An 18,854-nucleotide genomic window follows, 5' to 3' on the forward strand; every position below is an offset into this window, starting at 1 on the left:
CGAGAACTCGCCGATCTCGAGCCTCTCTCCGCCCCACGCGTAGCCTGTCAGCCCGAGCGGAGCCGGCGCAAGTGCGTCTTGCGCATCGAAGCGCGATGCAAGTAACGAACCAATCAGCGGGAACCGGCTTGCGTTGCGAATGTCGAGATCAGCACCGGTCGTGTCGATCGCATTGTCGATGACCGTGCGCGAAATCAGCATCTCGCTTTCGTCGGACGCTGACGGGGAAGCCGCGATCGTCCCCGAGACGTCCGAGAGCGAACTGATCGACGAGCCTGGCTTCGTCTGGACACGCAGAAGTGCTTCGGCTCGATACTGCGGCGTGGCAAGCAGCGCATACAGCACTCCCGTCACGAGCGTCGCGCCGATCGTTGCGAAGAACAGGCGACGATGCTGCGTGACTGCTTGCCAAAGCTGTGTCATCCCGGATTCGTCCGGTTCCCGCTGCAGATATTGGAGGTTTCGTGCGTTGGTTTTCATGTTTGTTTTCTGGATGATGCGACCGTATACGATCCTGCTTGCCGGCTATCGGCCAGCCGCCGAGACGATGAACACCGGGCCTTGCTCCTCGCGGAGCGTCAGTCGACGACGCGTGAGGTCGACCGACGCTCCGTAGAGATCGGACGCAAACGTACCTGCGGCCGGTAATTGCGACAGGTCGACGTCGACCGTGTCGTTGGTTTCGTAGCACCAGACCACGTATTTCACAACGCCTTCGGCACGAAATTGCAGGACGGCGAAGTGGCGGACGGGATCGAGAAACAGTCGCGCGCCTTGTGCATTCGCGGTAAACGAGAAAAGATGCCGAACCGCGACGTATGCCGGAAGCGGCATGTTGTCTGCGTCGAGCAGGCCGAAGTTGTGTTCCATGTTCTTCGGGTCGCGGCCGTCGTTACGCATGTCGTAGTAGGCCGTGAGCCCGATCTGCGCAATCCAGTCAACCAGGAGGCGCCGCACTGCGTAGCGGGCCTGGCGCTCGCGCGCGACGGGATCGTGGCCGTCGCGAGTGTGCGATACGTACTTGTACCCATAGGTTGGATACGACCACTCGGTTGCCCAGATGGCGGGAGCGGTGCGATACATGGCGAGATCTCGCGCGAGCGTGACATAGTCGCGCAGAGCGGTCTCGGGCGCGGTCTGCCGATACGGATGTACGCTGACTGCATCGGGCGCGGGCTGCGATGCACTGCCGATGTCGCCTACCGCCCGAATGAACGTCAGGTCGACCTGCTGAACGCCGCCCGTCGCAACGACTGCGCCCGGATTCGCGGTTTTGACCGCCCGGACGGTTGCCTCCAGCAAGTTCCGGTACTCGGCCGGCGATGGCGGCGCGAGCCAGTAGTCCTTGTGGTCTTCCTCGTTCCAGACTTCGAAACGTACCGGTTGATCGCGAAAGTGTCGCGCGGCCTGCGTCGCATACTCGGCGAATGCGTCGATCTGCGCGGGCAACGTCGGTGGCTGCTTGGGAGCGTGCCGCGGATGCTGATAGCCGAGGATGAACAGCGCGCCGAGCCCACGCGCACGCAGGTTGGCGACGAGTGCGTCGTAGCGCGAGAAATCCCAGCCTCGCGGCGTTTCCACCGAATCCCAGAACAGGTCCGTCCGGACAAAGGAGAATCCGGCGTCCCGCACCGCGTCGAGCAACGTCGGATCGTCGATTTCGTGAATTGCGACACCGGAATTCGCGCGCGTTTCGAAGAAGCGCGGCAGCGCGACGAAAGGCACCGTAGACGTTTGCCCCGCATTCGGCAGGACAACCGCCGCTTCGTCCGAACTGGCGGGATTCGACGCCGTCAATATGGCGGCGACCCCGAACAGCGCGGTTGCGCACCATTTCGTCCACGATCGCATCCGTGCCTGATCGAGCGCCATCATCATCGACTTCCCCCCCAGGTCGCCGTATGACTCAGGCCGTCGCGGCTGGATTGGTTCTCCCAGCCGGCCCGGGCGGTAAGCATGCGGACCGCGAGACCCGCGAACAGCAGGCAGCCAAGCGCTTCGAAGATATCCGTCGTGACACCACTCAACAGCACGAAGAGCAACATCAGCCATGCTCGCGGGTCGTCGGTACGACTGACCAGTACGCGCTGCACGAACACGAACATGACGAGCAAGGCCCCCGCTATGCCGATATTCGCGACGAGATAAAGCGCGGCGTTGTCGGAGTAGCCGGTATTGAACCCGAAGTCGGCCGTGTAGTACGCCGTCGCCGAACCGAATCCGCCGGGCCCCACGCCAAACCAGAGCAGATCTGCATTCGCCATGCCGTCGAGCAGTTTCGGCCAGGTGTTCAATAGCCGGTCCTGCATCGACGCGAGTGACCCCGTATCGGAAACGCCCGTATTGGTCGTCGCAGCAATGATCCATCCCGCGAGCGGCAATACGATCATCAATGCAGTCATGACGATACAGGCGCGCCTGAGGCCGGGTGTTTTCAGGGCGGCGAAGCAAAGCAGTACGAGTGAAAGCGCGATAAGTGTCGTCTTGTTGGTGGTGGCCCAGATCGCAAGCGCCGACATGGCGAGCAGCGCCACGATAACCAGCGCATTGCGCTGCCGCGGGACGAGCCACGTGGTCAGCAGGCCGATGACGAGCCCGGTCGTCGCACTGCTGCGCCCGAAACCCGGCAGGCGCGGTACGGTGCCGACATAAGTGGATGACGCGAGCTGAACATTGACGCCGTCGACGTCGATGCTGCCGCCCACCCACGGCAGATGTACAAACCAGTTGAGCATGACCCCTGCACAGCACGCTGCCATCAACACGACGAACACGAACCGGATCGAACGTGACTCGAGCATGTCAAGCGCGCCGGGAGGCATGAGGAGCACGAATAGCAACGGCGCAACCGTCCACACCCAGAAACATGCGGCCACTAGACTGACGCCATTCGAGAGCGAAACGCACATCTGCACAGCGAGGAAGCTGACGACGAGTACGGCGTCTACGCGCGGACGTATCACGAGGCCGAACACGATGCAGCCGACCATCAGTGCCTTGGGCAGATAACCGAGCAACGAAATGCCCGCGAGCGACGTGTAATAGCGGATCGCGCCGGAGAATATTTCGCTCGCGATCGCTATCATGAATGTTGCGGCCCATAGCCGGTTAATCGATCGGTTTCCGTTCATGATGCTGGATACACATGTTCTCGATCGGAGCGACGCGAAAGTATTGCGTGTGATACGGTTCGCGCGACGTCATGGATGAGGAGGCCGTCAGCGCGTCCGCGCGAGCCAACCGGGGGCGGACAGCACTGGCCTGACGTGGTGGATCCTCGCGAGCCTGCCCTACTGTCTCGCCAGTCTAGGGTCGCGTAACCGGGAGAACAGTTCGACAACCCACACTTCACTGAAAGCGTCCTGGAAGGAACGTGGCTCCGGAAAATCGCGTTGCCGCACCCTACCGAGGTCGTGTGTGCGGCTCGCCCATCGTGTCACCCCGCACGCGCTGACAGATTGATCAGGCCAACCCGTTCGCGACGGAGTACGTATGCGAGCGCGACGGCTACGGCCGTCTCAGCGATCAATACCGCGATAGCTGCGCCGCGCTCGGCAAACAGCATTGCAAGCGGCGGCAGCAACGTCACGTTCAGCACACCGGACGAGATCAGGATGACGCTGAAGGCACGTTTCATCCCGAGCGGCAACATCGTCTGAACGCCGAACAGGTCCGTCATGGATGCCATGAACGGCACCAGCGCCAGGCAACGCAGCACGCCGACCGTCGGCGCAAACGAGCTGCCGTACAGAATTCGAACGGCAATCGGTGCGCAGACATAGATCGCTGCCGACATTGCCAACACCAACGCGCCCTGCATCACGATCAGCTTTCGCAAGAATGCGAACGCTTCGTCACGCGCGTGATGCATCAGATACGTGACGTGCGGATAGGTTGACGCCCTCAATGGTTGCAGCAAACCGACTGCGGCCCGAATCAGCTTGTCGCCCGCGGCAAAGTAGCCGGCCGCGACATTACCCGAGACGATACTCAGCAGGACCGTATTGGTCGATGCGTAGAACGAGATCGACGTCGATGCGAGGAAGACCTGCGAGCCGCCTTTCAGGGCGTCGGCGATGTCGGCGAACCGCACGCGGACGCTTTCGATCTCGCGATGAACGACCAGGTACGCAAGCAACGTCACCCCGCACAGCAACGGCACCGCCGTGTTGATGGCAACCGCGTGCAGGAGATCGTCCGGCGTACGTACCCACAGGAAGATGGCGACGACGCTGAGCGCGCGGTACACGACCACCGTGACGCTGTAGACGCTCAACTTCTGGATGCCCTGAAAGTACCAGCCCGGCGTAAGTGCGGCACCGATCGCCATCCCGAATCCGATCAGCAGCGCCGTGCGTTCCGTCGCGAAATGCGGAATGCACATGGTCAGCATGACGAGCACGGCGAAGCCGGCGAAGGTGATCGCCCATTGCGCGCACACCGTGGTCCAGAAAATTCGGGACCGCTCCGTCCTGTCGTTCGCGAGCGCGACACGCGGCGTTGCGGTCAGGTCAAAGCTGTAATTCGCCAGATTGATGAAGTACGTCGTCACCGCAAGCACAAACGACAGTCGCCCATACTGCATCGGACCAAGTACGCGCGTCAGGAGCGGCAACGTGACGAGCGGCACGACATACGTCGAGATTTGCAACGCAAACAACAAGGCAAAGTTTTTTCGAACGGCGGTCATCGTGCTATCCGGGCCGAGTGTGAACAGTGCATCGACTGTCAATGTGCCCGCTTGCGCGGTACATCCATTCCGATACCGAGTACGGCATACAACGACGATGCATAGCAGTCGACCGAGTATCGCGACCAGTCGTAGCAGCGATTTTCGTTGTCGAGGTGCGCGCGCAGCTCGGCAAGTGCGCGCGAGAAGTCTTCGGACGTATTGCGGTAGCGAATCTTGTTGCCGATCTCCTCGCCGAAGGTCGACAGGCTGCCGATGTCGTGCACCAGTGCCGGCAAGCCCAGCATCGCCGCTTCGACGATCACGAGCGGCGCGTTTTCCACCCAGATCGACGGCAACACGAGGGCGTCGTGCGTCGGTAGCGCAGCGAACAGCGTTGCATGATCGAGGCGCCCGGCAAAACGCAGCCGGCCCGACTCGACAAGTGCCGCATGCCGTTTCTCGAGGTTGCTCCGTTCCGGTCCGTCACCGTAGACGGTGAGCGACGCAATCGCCGCTCCGGCCGATCCGGTCATGAGCGCGAGAAACGGCGCGAGGCCCTTGTCCGCCTCCAGACGACCGACGAACGCGAGATCGAGACGGTCGCCTCCGGCAGGCTTCGGTGGGCACGGAACCAGCGTTGCGTCGATCGGGTTCGGCAGAAGTGTGGCGGGCGTTCGACCGCACCGTGCGATCAGGTCGCGCATGAACGGACTCGGACAGAGTATTTCGTCGAACAGGCCGAGCGGATCGAAAAGCGTATCGACTGCGTGCCAATGCAACTTCTTCGCGACGTCGTGAAGGAATCCGCGCGGACTGGCGGTGAGAACGAGACGCCTGCCGCGACGCAACTGATCGAGCGACAGCGGTTGCGCACGTCCGCGGGAATAGACCATCAGGCTCGGGTTATAGAACACCAGATGGTAGTCATGCGCGGTCAGGTACATACCGCATCCCGACCGCCGCTTGTAGCGGGCAAGCACCGGCAGGATCGCACTCGACAACAGGTTGTGATAGTTGTGCACGAGGATCCGTTGCGGGCGAAATTGCTCGAGCAACGTAACCAGCGCACGTGCAGCGGCAGGCGACCACGCGCGGGCACGCCGACTGTTTTCAACATCGGGGAGTGCGTGCTCGTCGAAGGTTTCGACCACAACGTCATCGCGCGCACGAAGCACGTCGACGGATACCCGGTACACCTCCTCGGCACCACCCTTGCGAACGAAGTCGTTGATGACCAGCACACGCATCACGACGCACCCGGATGGCACATCGCCAGTAGCTCACAGGATTCGCCTGCTGTGCGGCATCCGCGGCAATTTCGTTGTATCGACATTCCTGAACGGCCTCATGGCGCCGGAACCGTCGAAAACGGGCGGCGCGAGAAATAGACACCGTCACGATACTGTGCAGCAAACCGCGGATCTGTTCGCACGGTTACTTTCGGGCGGTTTCAAACAGGCTGCCTGGCACGCCGTGGCGTGTTCCGCCCCGTGCGCCGGCAACCTGCCCGTCGTTCATCCATCTCCGGCACGTCGGCCCCACCGCGCTCGTCCGGGCGCGGCGCTTGCCCGCATGCTACGGAGTCGCGCGTTTCGCTTTCGCAGTCGAGGTCGCGTGAGCCGTCGCTTTCACGGGCGCGGTCACGGCGGACTCTGCCGATGCATGCCAGCCGGCAAGCAGCGCAGCGCAGCGGTCGATCACGTATTGGGCGGCGGCGTTGCCGCGCAGCGAATGATCGAGTGCGTCCTGCATGTCGATCGATACGTTCGGCAAGTGCGCGAACGCACCGGACACGGGACCGAAATGCCGGACCACGACATCGACGCCGGGATCGAACGTCCCGTAGATCAGGTGCGCCTGAATGCCGCGTGCAGACATGTCACGCAGCAACCCCCGTGGCGTGTCCTTGCCCGGCCCCCTGCCGACGCGCTCCATGAGGCGCCTGACCGGTACGGTCATGACATCCGTGACGAAGCGGACGAGCGCGCGCAGGATCGGACGCAGATCGCGACCTTCGAGCAGCAGACGGCGCCACTTGTCGGCACTGCGCAATGATGCGGCATAGCCCCGCATCGAGTTGGTCTGGTTATCGACGACATTCGCGAGCGTCTGTCCGCGCGGCCAGATGAAAACCGGGAGGTTCACCGCGATCGCGCCGGCGAGCGGGCCGTGCGCGGCGGCATGGAGCGATGCGTATGCGCCGGAGCAGATCCCGAACGCGACAACCCTGTGATGGCCGGCCTCTTTCAGCCAGCGCGCGGCAGAGACCATGTCGGAAATCATCTGGTCCGAATACGGAATGTCCGACTGGTCGTCGCGAGCATGGCGGCTGCTGTCGCCGATGCCGCTCGAATCGATGCGCAGGCTGCGCATGCCGAGCGCCGCGAGCGACCGGGCCAGGCGAACGGCAAGCCGGCCGTCGGCGGTACGAGGATTGGCGGCCGTATTGGCGATCAGCAGTGTCGGGGCCGAGGCATGAAAGGCGTCGCCGGCCGGTTCGCACAGCACCCCGACCAGTTGTTGCGGCTCGACGCGGATCACGTGTTCGACGCAGCCGCTGCCGGCCAGCGCAATGCCGGACACGGGGCGTTGAGCGGAGGCGCGAACAACCGCGTCTGAACCGTCATCGATCCAGGTTGCGATCGTATCGACCAGCGTATCGGGTAGCCGCGACAAGTGCGGTTCACACATCGCGGCCGCCCAGTCCGAACACGTCTGGATGCTCACCGCGACACCGCGTGCCTGCAGCGCATCCGATAGCGACGCACTGTCGCCATACGGCGCATCGACGAGCAACGCGCGAGCCGGCAATGTACTCATGTCGCCGACGGCGCGGCACAGGTCGATGCGCCGGAGCGCGTCGACGAGATCATCGGGATACGCATGACCGAGTACGTTGAACGACGGTTCAGCCTGGTCGCGAACCGCATCCCGCACGGTCGGCGGCAGGTTGTCGAGCCAACGTTGTGCGATGAGAGAAAGCTCACGCACGTAGTTGCGGCCACGCACAACGGGTGCGAGTGCGATGAAACGCGTGAGTCCGGGTATGCCGTCCGCCGCGAGGAGCGCCAATGCCGCGCCGGCGCGTATGCCGATGAGCGTCAGGCTGTCCAGCGTGGCATTCTCATGCAACGTCCGGACGCCATGCCGGATACTCTCGAGCATGTGGTCGAAGCGTTCCGGATCCTGTTCGTCGCCAAGCGAATCGCCGCCCGACGGATAGTGAAACCGCAGCACCGGGAAACCGCGATCGGCAAGATGCTCGGCGATTGAGCGCACAAGTTTGTGGAGCCAAAGCGCCTCATGGCCGAGCGGCTCGCAAATGACGATGCCATGTGGCCGATTACCCTCGTGAAGCCAGCCGACGCATCCATCGAACTGGATGGGTGTCATGGTTTTGGTCCTTGTTTTAAGTGTCTGACGGGCCGGAGTTCAATACATGCTTGCCGCAGGTCATGCGGCAAGCGGTCGATCATTGCTCGCACGAGCGAAGAGAGACGCACGTACGACGCACATGCATTTGCCGAGGACCACCCCGATCCGCGGGCTCTTCGAGGTTGAGACTGGTTTTGAGAATGTTCCGAACGCTCATTCCTCAATATCGCCATTTTTCACACCGGATGACCTCGATGCGCGAGGCGGACGGCCCTGCTCGAATGTCTGCGCGTAGTAGACCATCCAATCCTGACGTATTCCGTACGTCACATTACAATTTCAATACTTTCGCGCTCAACGTCGTACCGGTCAGGCACGCGTGTGAACAATCGCGACCACGGGGAATTTGAAGCGGGTTTCATGGAGTCACGGCCCGGGCTGTCAGCGCGCCTTGCGCCGCGGATGGAATCAGCAGGTTCACGACGCGACTCCAGCGCACCAGCGATGACGCATCGACGAATACGACGTCGCGACGCTCGAGTGCGAACTGCTCGGCGAGCGCATACGATGCCGGCGCACTGCCGTCCAGGTGATAGACCTGCGGCCGGTTGCCTGGCCCGCGGCGCACCACATAGATCTGACGCGCATCCGACGTGTACTGGCTCACCCCGCCCGTATCGCCAAGCGCTTCGCCCAGGCTCATCCGCCCGTCGGTCAGCGTCAGCGTCGCCGGGCGCGACACCTCGCCGAGCACGAACACCTTCGCATCGCTCGTCGCGTGCACGCGTACCAGATCGCCGTCGCGCAGCAGGATGTTCGACGGGTTGACGCCCGCCGCAATGATTGCAGGCAAGCTCACGTTCACCGTTTTTCCACCCCGCGTCACCGAGACTTGCGAACGATCCGCGCCGGTCGTGAAGCCGCCCGCGCGATCGATCGCCTCGGGCAGCGTCATCGGCATGTCATTGACGATCTGCAGCCCCGGCGTACGCACTTCGCCGTCGAGATAGACTCGCTTGCTGCGATATGCCTGGATGCGCAATGCAATCTGCGGCTTGCGCACGTATTCCCCCAGCCGTCGGGTCAGCGCCGCGCGCGCCTCCGCCTCGGTCAGCCCCGCAACGTGGACGAGGCCCGCGTACGCAAACTGCACGTTCCCGCTTGCATCGACCGTGTAACCCGCCGCGACCGAGTTGGTGCCGATATTGTCACCGTTCGTCGTCTGGGCCGTGGGAAGATTCAGTTCCGGGTGGTCCCACACGACGATGTTCAGCACGTCGCCGGGGCCGATCACATACGCCTTCGGTGTACCGAACAGTTGCCGGACTTCAGCGTCCACGTTGGCGGAATGCGCAACGCGCTGCTGCTCCACGTACGCAGACGTAATCTCGATCAGGTCTTCGCTCGACACGTTCTGTACGCCGTCGAGGCCCCCCGAACCCGACGCGGCGACGCCCGCGCGCACATTCGCGTCGCGGTCGGACGGCGCCTGGTATGTCATGCCGGGCGCGAATGCACACCCGCTCAGCGCACATATGGTCACTGCCGCCACCACGTGCAGTCGCGGCAGACCGATCCTCGATTTCGTTTGTCTAGTAGTTGACATCGCGTCTTTCCAAACTGTGCAGCAACCCGCCCAGTCCAACATGACGGACTACCGCATTACGCTTGCCGGCACGGCTCGCGTTGCTTTGCCGCGCATCTTTTGTTACCGCGCGACGTTCCGGACGGTTCGCGCCAGCGCCATTGCGCCGGTCGTGCTCCGGCGCAGCCGCTCATGCGGCAATACCTGATTGAACACTGTCCGGCGCAGCGTGTATGTGAGCGAGCCCACCGAAAACGTATCTTCATACAAACATCTGATTGCGCCCCGGAACCCGAGCGCCCGAGCCACCGGGTACGGTGCGAATGACCTGCCGTATCGACGATCCAATCGTGCCGATACTCACGGTGAGCTGCTCCGGAAACCCGGCACGACAAGACCGCATCGTTAACCGCCACACCATTTGTTCAATGTTGCGTCAAACGTAAAGGTCAGAACTTGCCCGGTCGACATGACGACATTTGCACCGGTTGTCGTCTGGATGTTCGCGTTGTTCACGATCGTGCAGTTGCCGTTGGTCGCAACGATCTTGACCGACTGACCGTCGATCCCGCCGGTCAGGTTCGTCAGCATCGCTGCCGTCGCATAGTTCGCCGTCAATTTGCTGATACCCGTCACACTCGGCGTCGCACTTGTTCCGACGAAGCCATTGGCCCAAACCGCCATCGCATTACCGGCGCTGTCGGCCGTCGGTACGCCATAGCTGTAACGAACCAGCCCCGTTGCATTCTCGATGTGGAATTGCCACGGCCACATTTGCAGAAGGCGCCCGCTCGCCCATGCGCCGTTGACCGCGCGCCCGTACCGGTCTTCAGGAATATATTTGTAGCGCCCGGCGACACCGTTGCCTTGTGAAGCATCGACGCAGATCTTTGAAAAGTATTCGCCGGCCGGGATGTACGAGTTGTTTGATGAAGAAGGCGTAAACGTATAGGTGTCCGTTCCTGCCGTCACGCTTCCTGAGCGCGTAATCGTTCCGGTAATGCCGAAGATCGTTGCCAGCGTCGTGTCGCCGGTTCCATTAACTGCATTCACCGGCATGAAAATCGACAGATTCGACGTCGTGCCGAACGACCAGCCCGGAATCGCCACCGCCCCCGTACCCGTCAGCACCATCGCGGAGGTGACCTGCTGAAACACGCTGTCGGTCTCGCAATCGATTCTCAGGTTATACGGCCCCTCGGTAGAAATAGATACCGCTTCAGCGCATCCGAAATAATTTCTGAACTTGATCGCGTTGTAGCCGACGTTACCGATCGTCACCCCCTTGACTGTCTTCGGGAATGCAAAGGTAAATTCGTTATCCGTAGGATAGACGTTGAAATTCGGGTTCGGCAGAATCTCCGCTGCGTAATCGTTACGAGCACTCAGGGGGAAATTGATGTCGAACAGGCAGTTGGTGACCTGTCCGACGACACTGAACATGCGTCCTCCGCTCAGGCCCATCGTTGTCATCCGGTCGTGCAGCACGATGTTGCGCGCCTGAATTCCGTACAGTGGAAATCCCGTATTCGACGTACGCCGATCTTGCACGGCAAGCGCCGTACCGTAGCTGAAAATGATGTCGATATTGTTCAGATTGAACAGGTTCGACGAATCGGATGCGGCTGCGGCCGGGCTGTCGTCGAGATAAATGCCGAAGCTCGGTGTATTCGTCGCCCCGTCACCGCAATGCCTGATCTTCATCGTATTCAGGTTGATTTCACGGACATTGGCGCGCGCTTGCCCCGACCCGCTTCCGGTGTCCATCCACAGCACGCCGCCGCCCCGGAAATACAGGCAGTTCACGTGAGCGACGTCGAGCCAATCCACGTTGCCTTGCAACACCAGGCCATGTTGAAGCGACGTGCACGCGCGATTGCCCTGAAGGGTAAAGTCACGCAACACGCAACCGGCAAGGACTGCCATGTTGGAAGTCCATGACACGTTGCCTGTCTGTGGCAAATCCGTCGCTTCGTTATTGAACCCCGCATTCAATACCGTAAAGCACTGTCCGCCGACCCCTGCGCCGAACTGGATGATCGAGGTGCGTGCCGAGTGGCCGAACAACGCGATCGGCTTCGTAATAGCGGGAAGCGCGAGGCCCGAGTAGTAGACCCCGGCAGGAAGATCGCCCTTGACCGGCCAGATGGTCATCAAGTAGTTCAGCCAGGCCGTCAGGGCCGGGCCGTCATCGCTGCCGTAGACCACATTTGTCCCTGTCGCGGAAGCATTTGCCGCTTTCGCGAGCGTGACTTGTGTAGCGCTGACGAACGCCGCAATCGTGGTGGAGACGACAAGCGTCGCGACACCATTTGCGTTTGTCGTCGCAATGTCGATACGCTTGCCGACATCTGCCGCCGTGAACGTCGCCGACGCCGACGAAAAAGCTGTCGATCCTGATGTCGTTACGCCGTCATTGACGATCCTGGTGTTTCCTTTCGCGCCGAAGTATTTGGCGCTGACCGGCAAATTGGCGGGAAGTGCCGCTGGCAGGTCGATCCATACCTGAGTGGTGCCCGCGGCTAGATTGACGGCAGCACCGCCGTTGCTCGAGGCCAATACGGTTGTGCGAGACAGCGTGTTCCCGCTGGCGTTGTACGTACCGATCCCTATCTCCCAGTTGCCGCTCGGAACACCTGCACCGGTGACGGCCTGCAACCCGTAATAGAAAGTATCGCCATTTGCGCAAACGGACGAAAACGAGCGGAATCCCGTCATTGCACCGACAAGGGAAAGCGCACCCGTACCGGTAGAAGTGGTCGTTTCCTGAACACGATCTTGAAGCTGGAATGCCATATCGATCCTCGACGTGTGGTTGGCCGGAACGCATTGATGAATGCTGATAAGAATTTTGCAAGTGGCTGGTCGACGGGCGAGTTCGGTGCCGTTTCCGCCCGGCCGTCAACGTGAAGACGCGCGCGCTACTGCCCCAGTCTCGGAATCATCGTGACGGTGGGGACGGTGGTATAGGTGACCGTCATTGCGTCGCCCGGTTTGAGATCGATCATTCCGTTCGTCAACCCGGTCGCATAGGCCGCTTGTCCGTTTCGAGAGACACTGATCGACGATACGGTACCGCCGGCGATCGACATGCTGACTGCACTCAGGTTGCTATTCGTGAACGTCCATGGCGAAGCGCCGACTGTTTCGACAACGGGAGTCAACTGGACATTGAGACCGACAAACCCGTTTTGGGCGAAGTTGTCTTCACTCCACGACGTATAGTTCCACGATGCTGAATAAATCAGGCTGTCGATTGCTCGCGGATAATTGACCGGTTGAGCCATATAATTTCCCCGCAATTTGAGAGACGCTCCCGCCACGAGTGCTCCCATCGTGATTAGACGGGCAAATCCGTTGCAACAACCGATGTTTTCTCCGATATTGCTACTGATCTCCGTGAAGTTCGTGCAGGAACCGTCCAGATAAATCCCGTCCTTTGCGATGCCGGATAGTTGATTCTTCGAAACGATGCACTCCCTGGTGCCAGACAGGTTGATTCCGGGCGAAGTGCTCAATGAGCTTGTTCCGGTGAATGTAATGGACGCGCCGTTCGCAATTCCGCTGCCAGTGAAATTATTGGACACCGTGACGGTCGGGCCATTTCCGTTACCGGAAACCGACGTCACGTAAGTACCGACCGGGATATCCGTTCCAGATACGCCTTGCCCGACCGCACAGCCGCGTGCCGACGGATACGGGGTAAACGTCAGTGTGTTGGTTCCCGACGCTGATGCGGCCGAGGTCGTGATCGTTTGAGACGTCATGCAGACCATCGGGATAAAGACGATGGAAGCACCGTTCGCCACGGTACCGGTCGTCGCCTTGCTGAGCGTCACCGAAGTCGCCGTCGCACCGGTCACGAACGTCCCTGGCGCGATGTTGGTACCGCTGACGCTCTGCCCAATCGACACGCCCGTTGTTTCGTTGCCAGGTGACCCGAAGCCATAGTTATCGTTATAAGTGACGCCGGTCGTCGCGGCGAATGTCAACGTCGTGGCAGCACCCGCGGCGGCGGCAATCGTTGCAACGGTAGCCCCGAACAAGCCGACACCGGAAAAGATCACGGTCCCGCCACTCGGTACGGTCGCATTCTGGTTCAGCGTAACCGTCGATGCGCCGGCAGATACGACCGTGCCGATCTGCACGCTTGTCGATCCGTTGAAGTACCAGGCTGTCATGCCGACGGCAACGCCCGGGTTATTGGCAAAGTTCAGTGTGGGAGATGTCGAAGTCGCACTTATTGTCGTCAACGGGAAGCCGTTCTTGTTATTCGGATCCCAACCATTGACTATCGTGTTCTGTGAAATGTTGACCTGAATGTGAGTACCACCTGACGCCCCTAAAAATACTGGATTTCCAGCCGAATTCTTGATTACGTTGTTGACGATCGCAATGTTGGAGTTATTGGATCCATTTACCGCATTCAAGTGCAACGCCCCATAGAAAACCGGAGAATTCGGAAGATTTGGAAACGCACCAATGCTGGACGACATCCCGCACGTGTCCAGAATATTATTGACCACCCTCACATTTTCATTGCCATACGTCTGATAACTGGATTCCGAGGCAATATAAATTCCCGCACACTGGGAATTGTAAATGTGATTTCCCGAAACCGTTACGTCCTGAGCACCGACAATGGCTATTCCACGAGCGTATTTTGTCTGATCGACTCGATTGTTCGAAACGATAATTCGACGGGGACGGGCTAGATCTTTTTGATACCCAACGACAGCAAACGCGTCATCGCCGCCGTTTATTACTTCATTGTTTGTGATCGTAATGTCAGCGCTTGCTCCGGTAACATGGAAGCCGTCATGCCAGACATTAAGCACCGTATTTCCAAAGACCCTCCCGTTGACACAGGCACGCATCATGATGGCCTGGCTCGCTGCATTGTTGATCTGACATCCAGATATCTCGAACAGGCTACATGCCTCCAGATTGATCGGCCCCGCGTTTTCGTTGGCGTAGTACCCCGCCGCATTTTTCGAAAAAAACTTCAAATTCTGAATTTTAAAATTACTGGCATTGCTCCAATATATCGATGCGTTTTGACCTTGCGACGTAGTGCACTGGAGAATTGAATTCCAGCCGGCTCCAACAAGTGACGCGGTTGCAGTCAGTGTATTGCTGTACAGATAGATGCCGGGTGGGAAGTAGAGAGGAACTCCAGCATTGAGAGCCACTTGAAGCGCCGCTGTATCGTCGGTCACACCGTCGCCCATCACCCCGAACCGCCTCACACTCATCGGCAAATCGACCAATTCCTGGACAAGCGTTCTTGCGGTCAAGCCTGTCGCCGTACCAACCATATACGTAGCCGGAAATTCCGCTGTCATCTAAGCGCTCCTGCCATCGCAATCCATCGCGACGAAAAATTTTAAAATTAAGTTGCTGGTTTATTGACACTCATCCCAATCTCGCACACATCGTTTCGCGATCTTGTCAACCACCTTCAATGCACACATGCTGGCGCCGGATCGCATGCACCCTTCTCAGAATAGGGGCAGATTTCTCGACGAAAGGTGCGTGGGCTAACCAAAGTAGACAGGCAGATCCGGAAAATCCTTGCGCGTCCGATACGGCAAAAATTCGATAGTGATCGTGGCGCTCCGCACGCACTGGATGCGTATCGATCCCACGCAAAGGATCGGCAGTTCGGGAGCATTTCAATGGACAACGATGTTCTCCTGGGTCGAGTACTTCTTACTCGGCGCGGCAGCCCAAATCGGGAACGATGACCGTCTTTTCACCGGATCGCGCCCCCCTGCCAAATAAAGATCGTACGTATCGGTATAAACACCGATGCTGTAGTCAAACTACATTCATACCATTAGTCGCTGCAGAGGATCGCTACATCCGATTCGGCAGCGCCGGGCGGCCTGCGCGTCGCCGCCCGCGTTGACCGGTCGAGCCCAACCGGCCGTAACGATTCCCCGCCTGGCCTGGCATGCCGACGCGCAACCACCCTGCATCGCCAGCCGAATGCGTCCGGTGCGAATCCATCGGACGAGCGCAGCTCCAGACATCATCCGAACAACCGGCAATACGATCATGGAGAGCAACATGCGGGACACACTCTGGCCGGCCGTCGTGCTGGCAGCGACCCTCTGCACCACCGCCTACGCCGGCGACGCCGATTTCAACGCGCAAGGCGATGCGACCGATGCGTTCGCATCGGCCACCGCGCAACGGCGCGCCGACCTGCTCGTGCGCAAGATGACCCTCGACGAGAAACTGCAGTTCATTCATTCGCAATACGAAATGTCCAAGGTGCCGGGCGGCGGCGCCGGCTACATCCAGGGCGTGCCGCGGCTCGGCATTCCCGATCTCAACATGGTCGACTCGGCAACCGGCTCCGGCAGCACGTCGCAGGCCAGCACGACGTTCCCCGCGACGATCGCCGTCGCCGCTAGCTGGGATCGACGGCTGTCGTACGACTACGGCAAGCAGGTTGCGATCCAGTTGCGCGCGCAAGGATTCGGCATGGGCCTCGGTGGCGGCACCAATCTCGCGCGCGAGCCGCGCGGCGGCCGCCTGTTCGAGTATCTCGGCGAAGATCCGCTGCTCGCGGGCGACCTGCTCGCCGAACGCACGCTCGCCACGCAGCGGCAGAAAGTCATCGCCACGATCAAGCATTACGCAGGCAACGAACAGGAGCACGGCCGGATGGGCGGCAACACGCAGATCGACGAACGCACGCTGCGCGAGCTCTACCTGCTGCCGTTCGAGATCGCCGCGAAGCGTGGTCGCCCCGGCAGCGTGATGTGCAGCTACAACCGCCTGAACGGCGCGTACGCGTGCGAAAACAATCACCTGCTGAACGACGTGCTGAAGAACGAATGGGGCTTCCAGGGCCAGGTGCAGTCCGACTGGGGCGCCACGCACAGTACCGCCGCCGCGATCAACGCCGGGCTCGACGAGGAAGAAGATGTCGGGCCGACCGTCTACCTGACGCCGGGAGCCGTCAAGCAGGCGATTGCGAACGGCTCGGTGTCGACCGCACGACTCGACGACATGGTGCGGCGCAAGCTCGCGGTGATGATCCGCGTCGGCGTGATGGACGATCCGGCCACGGGCGGCGGCACGATCGATTTCGCGGCCGCGAACCGGTTCGCGCAGGCCGCTTCCGAGCAGTCGATCGTGCTGCTGAAGAACGACGGCAACCAGTTGCCGCTGGCCGCGTCGGCACTGTCGCGTATTGCCGTGGTCGGCGGCCATGCGGACGCGGCCGTGCTGTCCGGCGGCGGCTCGGGCAACACGCGCGACCCGGTGTCGGGCTCGTTTGCGGGCTGCGGCGGCCTGACGTTCGGGGCATCGACCGGATGCAGCTGGTGGCGCAATCCGTGGCTGAAGGTCGACGTGCCGATCGTCGCGGCGATCCGCGCGCTTGCGCCGGCTGCGCAGGTCACTTACGCGGGCAACAGCGACCAGCAGTCGCCGTTCCGTGCGTACACGCAGCAGGAAATCGACCAGGCCGCGGCGCTCGCGGGCCGCTCGGATGTCGCGATCGTCGTGGTTGCCCAGCCGGCCGGCGAGGATTTCGGCGACCTGCAGAGCCTGAGCCTCGCGAACCCGTCGAACCAGGACGCGCTCGTCGAAGCCGTCGCGCGCGCGAATCCGCATACGATCGTCGTCGTCCAGAGCGGCAATCCGGTACTGATGCCGTGGAAGGACAATGTGTCTGCGATCGTCGAGGCATGGTATCCGGGCGAAGCCGGCGGCAAGGCGATCGCGAACGTGCTGTTTGGCGCGGTCAACCCGTCCGGCAAACTGCCCGTCACTTTCCCCGCGCGCGATCAGGATTCGCCGACCTGGGGGCAAAACGGCACATTCGAGAACGACCCCGTCTACGCGGAAAAGCTGAACATGGGCTATCGCTGGTATGACGCGCGCAACATCAAGCCGATGTTCGAGTTCGGCTACGGCCTGTCGTACACGCACTTCGCGTATTCGGGGCTGTCGGTGTCGAAGCAATGGGACGGGTCGCTGAGCGTCGCGTTCACGGTACGCAACGACGGGCGCGTCGCCGGTGCGGAGACCCCGCAGGTGTATCTCGGCGTGCCGTACAAGGACGAACCGCCTAAGCGGCTGGTCGGCTGGGAGAAGATCCGGCTGAATCCGGGCGAGGCGCGGCGGGTTCGCGTCACCGTGTCGCCACGCATGCAGAGCGTGTGGAACACGTCGCGCAACGGCTGGCAGGTCGTGCCGGGCGGGACCGTGTACGTCGGTGCGTCGTCGCGGGATATCCGGTTGCAGGGGCACTGAGCGGCGATGACCCAACGGAAGCGCCGCGCGCATCGCGCCCGGCTCTTCCGTATTCCCCCATCCGCACCGGCGATCCTTACCGGAACAGCAGCGCCAGCAACGTCGCGAGCGCGGCAATCACGGCGATCCCCGCCGCCATCCCGGCCAGATGCGCGGCGATCGCCAGGCCGGCCGGCAATCGCACGGGTGCCGCGAAGCTCGCCCCACCCGCTGGCCGGGCCCGAGATCGCGACGCGACGCCGGTCATCGCACTCCGCTCCCATCGAGCGTGTCGAGCAAAGGCTTCGCCAGATGCAGTACCTGGTACACCGTGCCCGCGCCGCCGTCGTCCGGCTCGTGCTCCGATACGAGTACCCGCGTCAGCCGCCACCGCAGTGGATCAAGGCTGACGGCGGCTGCGACCGTACCCTGCCGCGCCGCCGCTTCGCGATTGCGCGCGATCTCCTGTGCCAGCGTCGCATCGAGGTCGGCATCCGCCGGAATATCGACGGCTTCCAGACGAGCGAAGCGTCCCGTCGACGCACTGCCCTTGCGCGCATCGAGCGCGACCTGCACGTCGATCGGTGCGCGGCCGAAGCTGTCCGTCACGACCCGATAGCGGCCGTCCGTCACGAACCCGGCGAACGCCTGCTCGTTGCGCCACAGATAAAGCGACGCGTAGCCGTTTTCCGTCGCACCGTAGCGGCCCGCCTCGCGCAGCAAGAAGCCCTTGAACACCAGATCCGGCGTGTCGTCCCAGAGCGTGCCGCGCTCGCGCACGCGATTGCGGATGATGTCGAGGTCGTAGTCCGCCGGCAGGCGGTGCACGTAGTACGCGGTCAGCATGATCGACTCCTGGAAAGGAAAAGGGAGATTCCGAACGGCTCGAGAACAGCGTAGAAGACCTTGAATCATTTGAAAAGACGATGGCAGAATATTTCAATGATTCAATTTCACAATGGATGAGCA

At 61.3% G+C, this 18,854-nt stretch carries 10 protein-coding genes and 1 pseudogene; 1 reads left to right on the forward strand and 10 read right to left on the reverse strand.

Annotated elements, in window-relative coordinates:
• Positions 1–219: 219 nt before the first annotated feature.
• The 9 genes and pseudogenes from HAV18_RS40240 to HAV18_RS04225 all read right to left on the reverse strand — a co-directional run.
• A pseudogene (locus HAV18_RS40240) lies at positions 220–480 on the reverse strand (Wzz/FepE/Etk N-terminal domain-containing protein); the annotation flags it as partial.
• 45 nt (positions 481–525) lie between these two features.
• On the reverse strand, positions 526–1,851 hold the full coding sequence (locus HAV18_RS04190) for a cellulase family glycosylhydrolase (protein ID WP_407062405.1): 1,326 nt from the start codon (positions 1,849–1,851) through the stop codon (positions 526–528).
• Between the two features lie 23 nt (positions 1,852–1,874).
• Complete coding sequence (locus HAV18_RS04195) at positions 1,875–3,086, reverse strand: O-antigen ligase (RefSeq protein WP_243771536.1); 1,212 nt, start codon at positions 3,084–3,086, stop codon at positions 1,875–1,877.
• A gap of 350 nt (positions 3,087–3,436) precedes the next feature.
• The gene (locus tag HAV18_RS04200; protein WP_166953117.1) at positions 3,437–4,690 is read right to left on the reverse strand and encodes a flippase; all 1,254 of its coding nucleotides are present in this window, start codon (positions 4,688–4,690) and stop codon (positions 3,437–3,439) included.
• Between the two features lie 38 nt (positions 4,691–4,728).
• Complete coding sequence (locus HAV18_RS04205; RefSeq protein WP_166953119.1) at positions 4,729–5,919, reverse strand: glycosyltransferase; 1,191 nt, start codon at positions 5,917–5,919, stop codon at positions 4,729–4,731.
• A 328-nt stretch (positions 5,920–6,247) separates the two neighbouring features.
• Positions 6,248–8,065 (reverse strand): serine aminopeptidase domain-containing protein, encoded by a 1,818-nt coding sequence (locus HAV18_RS04210; protein ID WP_166953121.1) that lies wholly within the window; start codon positions 8,063–8,065, stop codon positions 6,248–6,250.
• Between the two features lie 400 nt (positions 8,066–8,465).
• Positions 8,466–9,653 carry a polysaccharide biosynthesis/export family protein gene (locus HAV18_RS04215; protein WP_166954134.1) on the reverse strand — a complete coding sequence of 396 codons (1,188 nt, stop codon included), beginning with the start codon at positions 9,651–9,653 and terminating at the stop codon, positions 8,466–8,468.
• Between the two features lie 384 nt (positions 9,654–10,037).
• Complete coding sequence (locus HAV18_RS04220; protein WP_166953123.1) at positions 10,038–12,428, reverse strand: hypothetical protein; 2,391 nt, start codon at positions 12,426–12,428, stop codon at positions 10,038–10,040.
• A 125-nt stretch (positions 12,429–12,553) separates the two neighbouring features.
• A complete protein-coding gene (locus tag HAV18_RS04225; protein ID WP_166953125.1) occupies positions 12,554–14,977 on the reverse strand; it encodes a glycosyl hydrolase family 28-related protein in 2,424 nt (807 codons plus the stop codon).
• Positions 14,978–15,704: 727 nt separating this feature from the next.
• On the opposite strand from HAV18_RS04225, the gene HAV18_RS04230 reads away from it, so the two are divergent.
• Complete coding sequence (locus HAV18_RS04230; protein ID WP_166953127.1) at positions 15,705–17,906, forward strand: glycoside hydrolase family 3 C-terminal domain-containing protein; 2,202 nt, start codon at positions 15,705–15,707, stop codon at positions 17,904–17,906.
• A 243-nt stretch (positions 17,907–18,149) separates the two neighbouring features.
• Here the strand turns inward: HAV18_RS04230 and HAV18_RS04235 are convergent, their stop codons facing one another.
• A complete protein-coding gene (locus HAV18_RS04235) occupies positions 18,150–18,731 on the reverse strand; it encodes a DUF4865 family protein (RefSeq protein ID WP_208101678.1) in 582 nt (193 codons plus the stop codon).
• Between the last annotated feature and the right edge of the window lie 123 nt (positions 18,732–18,854).

The sequence above is a fragment of the Burkholderia sp. D-99 genome, from assembly GCF_011605345.1.
In the GTDB taxonomy this organism is placed as follows: Bacteria; Pseudomonadota; Gammaproteobacteria; order Burkholderiales; family Burkholderiaceae; genus Burkholderia.

Excerpts from the sequence above, each read along its gene's own strand:
- HAV18_RS04200 (WP_166953117.1), bottom strand. The coding sequence starts at position 4,690 with ATGACCGCCGTTCGAAAAAACTTTGCCTTGTTGTTTGCGTTGCAAATC.
- HAV18_RS04225 (WP_166953125.1), bottom strand. The coding sequence starts at position 14,977 with ATGACAGCGGAATTTCCGGCTACGTATATGGTTGGTACGGCGACAGGC.
- HAV18_RS04235 (WP_208101678.1), bottom strand. The coding sequence starts at position 18,731 with ATGCTGACCGCGTACTACGTGCACCGCCTGCCGGCGGACTACGACCTC.
- HAV18_RS04215 (WP_166954134.1), bottom strand. The coding sequence starts at position 9,653 with ATGTCAACTACTAGACAAACGAAATCGAGGATCGGTCTGCCGCGACTG.
- HAV18_RS04210 (WP_166953121.1), bottom strand. The coding sequence starts at position 8,065 with ATGACACCCATCCAGTTCGATGGATGCGTCGGCTGGCTTCACGAGGGT.
- HAV18_RS04230 (WP_166953127.1), top strand. The coding sequence starts at position 15,705 with ATGCGGGACACACTCTGGCCGGCCGTCGTGCTGGCAGCGACCCTCTGC.
- HAV18_RS04220 (WP_166953123.1), bottom strand. The coding sequence starts at position 12,428 with ATGGCATTCCAGCTTCAAGATCGTGTTCAGGAAACGACCACTTCTACC.
- HAV18_RS04195 (WP_243771536.1), bottom strand. The coding sequence starts at position 3,086 with ATGATAGCGATCGCGAGCGAAATATTCTCCGGCGCGATCCGCTATTAC.
- HAV18_RS04205 (WP_166953119.1), bottom strand. The coding sequence starts at position 5,919 with ATGCGTGTGCTGGTCATCAACGACTTCGTTCGCAAGGGTGGTGCCGAG.
- HAV18_RS04190 (WP_407062405.1), bottom strand. The coding sequence starts at position 1,851 with ATGCGATCGTGGACGAAATGGTGCGCAACCGCGCTGTTCGGGGTCGCC.